General features: G+C 74.2%; 5 protein-coding genes. 2 read left to right on the plus strand and 3 right to left on the minus strand.

The window, feature by feature from the left end; genetic code table 11:
* Positions 1-66: 66 nt before the first annotated feature.
* Both ABQ292_RS25895 and ABQ292_RS25900 read right to left on the minus strand, forming a co-directional pair.
* The gene (locus ABQ292_RS25895; RefSeq protein ID WP_369210575.1) at positions 67-960 is read right to left on the minus strand and encodes a glutamate ABC transporter substrate-binding protein; all 894 of its coding nucleotides are present in this window, start codon (positions 958-960) and stop codon (positions 67-69) included.
* A gap of 21 nt (positions 961-981) precedes the next feature.
* The gene (locus tag ABQ292_RS25900) at positions 982-1737 is read right to left on the minus strand and encodes an amino acid ABC transporter ATP-binding protein (protein WP_369210576.1); all 756 of its coding nucleotides are present in this window, start codon (positions 1735-1737) and stop codon (positions 982-984) included.
* A 92-nt stretch (positions 1738-1829) separates the two neighbouring features.
* Here ABQ292_RS25900 and miaB point away from each other — a divergent pair, with 92 nt between their 5' ends.
* Positions 1830-3305: a tRNA (N6-isopentenyl adenosine(37)-C2)-methylthiotransferase MiaB gene (gene miaB, locus ABQ292_RS25905; RefSeq protein WP_369210577.1), complete on the plus strand. Its 1476-nt coding sequence runs from the start codon at positions 1830-1832 to the stop codon at positions 3303-3305.
* 28 nt (positions 3306-3333) lie between these two features.
* Here miaB and ABQ292_RS25910 read toward each other — a convergent pair whose 3' ends face one another.
* A complete protein-coding gene (locus tag ABQ292_RS25910; RefSeq protein ID WP_369210578.1) occupies positions 3334-4923 on the minus strand; it encodes a DUF349 domain-containing protein in 1590 nt (529 codons plus the stop codon).
* Positions 4924-4963: 40 nt separating this feature from the next.
* Here ABQ292_RS25910 and ABQ292_RS25915 point away from each other — a divergent pair.
* Positions 4964-5461: class III extradiol ring-cleavage dioxygenase family protein (locus ABQ292_RS25915; protein ID WP_369210579.1), on the plus strand; the 498-nt coding region annotated here is incomplete at its 3' end.

The following is a 5461-nucleotide window of genomic DNA, read 5'->3' on the forward strand; positions in this document are numbered from 1 at the left end:
GGGGGGGGGGGCGGGGGGGGGGGGGCCCCCCCCCGGCGGCGCCTCGGACTCAGGAGCCGCGAGGACTCAGTAGCGGTCGACCGCCGGGGGCTCAGGAGCCTCCTCGCCGGTGATCCGCCCGGCGGTGCGGTCCCAGGCGTCGGCCCAGCGGCCGTCCTCGAAGGACTCCTCGAGGACGTCGTTGATGAAGTCGCGGAACTCCGTGTCGCCGAGCTCGAGGCCGATGCCGTAGGGCTCCTCGGTGAACGGGTTGCCGACCAGCTCGAAGCCCTCCGGGTTGCCGGCGACCAGGCCGGTGAGGATGACGTTGTCCGTCGTCACCGCCTGGACGTTGCCGTTGGCCAGGTCGTCGGCACACTTGGAGTAGACGTCGTAGGTGACCAACTGGGCCTCCGGGAAGTTGTCCCGGATGTTCTGCGCAGGGGTCGAGCCCTCGACCGAGCAGACGGTCTTGCCGGCGAGGTCCTCGGGGCCCTGGATGCCCTCGGGGTTGCCCGTGGCGACCATGATGTCCTGGCCCGCGACGTAGTACGGCCCGGCGAAGTCGACGACCTGCTTGCGGGCGTCGTTGATCGTGTAGGTGGCCACGACCATGTCGACCTGGCCGTTCTGGATGAACGGCTCCCGGTTGGCCGACACCGTCTCGGTCCAGCTGATGTCGCCTTCCGCGATGCCGAGCTCGGCGGCGACGATCTTGGCGATCTCGACGTCGAAGCCCTCGGGGTCACCGCTCTGCGGGTTGAGCAGGCCGAAGCCGGGCTGGTCGTACTTGGTGCCGATGGTGATGCTCCCGGCCTCGTTCAACTCGGCCATCGTCGTGCCGGGCTCGAACGAGACGTCCTCCTGGACCTCGGCGGTGCTCTCGGCCTGGTCCGCGGCCTGGCTGCCCGCCTCGCTCGAACAGGCGGCGAGGGTGAGGCCGAGTGCGGCGAACGCCGCGAACCGTCGGGTGCTGCGCATGGGTGTCCTCCCGTGGGTGGGTCAGTGGTTGAGGATCTTGGACAGGAAGTCGCGCGCCCGGTCCGAGCGCGGTGCGGTGAAGAAGGTCTCCGGGTCGGCGGACTCGACGATGCGGCCGCCGTCCATGAACACGACCCGGTTGGCCGCCCGGCGGGCGAAGCCCATCTCGTGGGTGACGACGATCATCGTCATCCCCTCGCGGGCGAGCGAGATCATCACGTCGAGGACCTCGTTGATCATCTCCGGGTCGAGGGCCGACGTCGGCTCGTCGAACAGCATGACCTTGGGGTCCATCGCCAGGGCGCGGGCAATGGCCACGCGCTGCTGCTGACCGCCGGAGAGCTGCGCCGGGTACTTGTCGGCCTGGACGCCGACGCCGACGCGGTCGAGCAGCTCGCGGGCGCGCCTCTCGGCGTCGGCCTTCGACTGCCCGCGCACCTTCGTCGGGCCGAGAGTGACGTTCTGGAGGATCGTCTTGTGGGCGAAGAGGTTGAAGCTCTGGAAGACCATCCCGACGTCGCTGCGCAGCCGGGCGAGCTGCTTGCCCTCCTCGGGCAGCCGCTGGCCGTCGATGGAGATCTCGCCCTGCTCGATCGACTCGAGCCGGTTGATGGTGCGGCAGAGCGTGGACTTGCCCGAGCCCGACGGGCCGATGACGACGACGACCTCCCCGCGGTCGATCGACAGGTCGATGTCCTGCAGGACGTGCAGTTCGCCGAACCACTTGTTGACGCCGGTCAGCTGGACGAGAGGTCCTCCGGCGAGCTGGCTGGTCACCCGGGGAACCCTAGGGCCGGCCGGGGACGGGGAGGTCCCGAGGTCATCACGAAGCAGTAACGAAGGTCGCGGCCCGTACCCTCGCAGGAGCCATGGGAACCGAGGTCGAGAGCCCGCCGCGCACCTACCGCGTGCGCACGTACGGGTGCCAGATGAACGTGCACGACTCCGAGCGACTCTCCGGGCTGCTGGAGGCGGCCGGCTACGCCGCCGCGGCCGAGGGGGAGGACGCCGACGTCGTCGTCCTCAACACCTGCGCGGTGCGGGAGAACGCCGACAACCGGCTCTACGGCAACCTCGGCCACCTGCGCCCGGTCAAGGACGCCCACCCCGGCATGCAGATCGCCGTCGGCGGGTGCCTGGCGCAGAAGGACCGCGGCGAGATCGTGCGGCGCGCGCCGTGGGTCGACGTCGTCTTCGGCACGCACAACGTCGGCTCGCTGCCGGCGCTGCTCGAGCGGGCGCGGCACAACGCCGAGGCGCAGGTCGAGATCGCCGAGGCGCTGGAGGTCTTCCCGTCGACGCTGCCGGCCAAGCGGGACTCGGCCTACTCCGGCTGGGTGTCGATCAGCGTCGGCTGCAACAACACGTGCACGTTCTGCATCGTCCCGGCGCTGCGCGGCAGGGAGAAGGACCGCCGTCCGGGCGAGGTCCTCGCCGAGGTGCAGGCGCTGGTCGACCAGGGCGTGCTCGAGGTGACCCTGCTGGGCCAGAACGTGAACGCCTACGGTGTCGAGTTCGGTCAGCAGGGCGCCTTCGCCGGCCTCCTGCGCGCCGCCGGCCGGATCGAGGGCCTGGAGCGGATCCGGTTCACCAGCCCGCACCCGCGCGAGTTCACCGACGACGTCATCGCCGCGATGGCCGAGACGCCGGCGGTCTGCCACCAGCTGCACATGCCGCTGCAGTCGGGCTCGGACGACGTCCTGCGCCGGATGCGCCGCGCCTACCGGCAGGAGCGCTACCTCGGCATCCTCGACCGGGTGCGCGCGGCGATGCCCGACGCGGCGATCACCACCGACGTCATCGTGGGGTTCCCCGGCGAGACCGAGGCCGACTTCGAGCAGACCCTCGAGGTGGTGCGGCAGGCCCGCTTCGCCAGCGCCTACACCTTCCAGTACTCCAAGCGGCCCGGGACGCCGGCCGCCGAGATGGTGGGTCAGCTGCCCAAGGACGTCGTCCAGGAGCGCTACCTGCGGCTGACCGCGCTGCAGGAGGAGATCAGCTGGGCGGAGAACCGCGCCCAGGTCGGCCGGACCGTCGAGCTGCTGGTCGCGGCGGGGGAGGGCAGCAAGGACGCCCGCACCGGGCGGCTGTCCGGCCGGGCCCGCGACGGCCGGCTCGTGCACTTCGCGGCGGCCGACGGCGTCCGGCCCGGTGACGTCGTCGAGACCGTCGTCACCCAGGCCGCCCCGCACCACCTCGTCGCCGACGGGCCGCTGCTGTCGCACCGGCGCACCCGCGCCGGCGACGCGTCCGAGGCCGGCACCCGGCCGACGACCCCCGGCGTGCTGCTCGGCATGCCGCGCATCGGCGCCCCGGCACCGCTCGCCCCGGCCGGCGGCTGCTGACCCCGCGCACGGGGTCAGCGGCCACGGCTTACCGGCGGGACGCGGTCTTCTCCGCCTCGGCCAGCCACTCCCGGCGGGTCGCGAGGTTGGCGCGGGCCTCCTCGACCCGGCGGGCGTTGCCGGCGGCCTCGGCCTTGGCCAGCTGCTCCTCGGCCTTGGTGACCGCGGCCCGCATCGAGGTGACCATCGGGTTCTCCGGAGCGGTGCGCGCCCGGCCGGCGTCGGAGGCGCCGCGGATGCGCTGCTCGACGGCCTGCATCCGGTCCTCCAGCTGGCGCATGGCGCCGCGCGGCACGTGACCGATGGCGTCGTAGCGCTCCTGCAGCTTGCGCAGCGCGTTCTGGGCCTGCCGCAGGTCGCCGGACGGGTCGAGCTTCTCGGCCTCGGCGAGGATCTCCTCCTTCGCCTGCTGGTTGGCCAGCTGCTCGCTGTTACGGGCCTTGTCCGACTCCGACCGGGCGGTGAAGAAGACGTCCTGCGCGGCGCGGAACTGCTTCCACAGGTCGTCGTCGCCGTCGCGGCTGGTGCGCGGGACGGCCTTCCAGCGGTCCATGAGCGAGCGCATCGCCGCGCTGGTGGCGCCCCAGTCGGTCGACGTCGACAGGCGCTGCGCCTCGGCGATGAGCTCCTGCTTGGCAGCGCGGGCCTCGCCGCGCTGCGCGTCGAGCGCGGCGAAGTGCGCGCCGCGCCGGCGGCCGAAGGCGTCACGGGCCGCGGCGAACCGGGTCCAGAGCGCCTCGTCGGTCTTGCGGTCGATGCCGCGGATGGTCTTCCACTCCTCGACGATCGCCTTGAGCCGGTCGCCGGCGGCCTTCCAGGAGGTCGACTCGGCCGCGATCTGCTCGGCCTCGACGGCCAGCGCCTCCTTGCGTGCGACCTGCGCGGCCCGGGCGGCGGCCTTCTCGGCGCGGGACTCGGCGGCGGCGGAGTCCGCCGTCCCGACCATCGCCTGGGCGCGCGCGGCCAGCCCGTCGAGGTCGCCGACGGCGGTCGCGGTGGGGATGGTCTCGGCCAGCGCCTGCGCCTTGGCCTTGAGCTCCGACGGGTTGCCGGTGTGCGCCTTGAGCCGCGCCTCGAGCAGCGAGACCTCGGTGGCCAGGTCGTCGTAGCGGCGGGCGAAGTGGGCCAGGCCCGCCGCGGGGTCACCGGCCTGCCACGAGCCGACCTCGCGCTCCCCGTCGGCGGTGCGGACGTAGACGGTGCCGTCCTCGTCGACCCGGCCCCACTGCGCGGGGTCCGACACCACGTGCACCGCCGGGGCCGTCGGCACCGCGGCCGGGGTGGCCGCCTCGGGCACGGTCCTAGCGGCGCCGTCGCCCGTCGGGTCGGGCAGCGCCGCCGCCTCGGGGGTCGGTGCGGCGGGGGTCCCGGCGGCCGCGGTCACCGCGTCGGGCGTCCCGGCGGCGGGGGTCTCCGCCCCGGGCGTCGGGGCGGCGGGGGTCTCCGCCCCGGGCGTCGCGGCGTCCGGCGTGACGGCGTCGGCGGCCACGGCACCAGGGGCGACGACATCGGAGGCCGCGTCAGGGGTTGCGGCGTCCGGGGTGGTCACGTCGGGACCGGCCGTCTCGGGCGGGGGGACCTGCTGCGACCCGTCTCCGGGGTTCTCCGTGCTCGACACGCACCGCAGTGTCCCACGCCGCATCGGCGACACTGCTGCGGTGAGCAGCAACCCCGCCCGACCGGTGACCGCAGCCGTGTCGGTCGGCTTCTGCCCGTGCCCGCCGCTGCTGCTCCCCGCGGTCGCCGGGCGGGCGGCCGAGGAGACGGCGGGGCTGCGCGCGGCCTGCGCCGAGGCGGTGGCCGCGGTGCTCGCCGCCCGGCCCGAGCTGGTCGTCGTCGTGGGGCCGGGCGCGGAGGGCCGCTTCGGTCCCGGCGACGCCGGTGACCTGCGCGGGTTCGGCGTCGACGTGGAGGTGCCGCTGTCCGGCAGGGTGCGCCCCGGCGGCCGCCGCATGCCGCCGGCCCTCACCGTCGGGGCGGCACTGCTGGACGCCGCAGGGCACGCCGGCGCCCGGGTCGGCGCCGCGCCGGAGGACCTGGCCGCCGTGGTGGCCGACGTCCCCGGTCCCGTGGGGGTGCTGGCCATGGGTGACGGCTCGGCCCGGCGCAGCGTCAAGGCCCCGGGGCACCTGGACGCGGCGGCCGCACCCTTCGAC

Origin of the sequence: Geodermatophilus maliterrae (assembly GCF_041018925.1) — a bacterium.
Lineage (GTDB): Bacteria > Actinomycetota > Actinomycetes > Mycobacteriales > Geodermatophilaceae > Geodermatophilus > Geodermatophilus maliterrae.

Coding starts and splice junctions, on each gene's coding strand:
- ABQ292_RS25895 (WP_369210575.1), bottom strand. CDS start 960: ATGCGCAGCACCCGACGGTTCGCGGCGTTCGCCGCACTCGGCCTCACC.
- miaB (WP_369210577.1), top strand. CDS start 1,830: ATGGGAACCGAGGTCGAGAGCCCGCCGCGCACCTACCGCGTGCGCACG.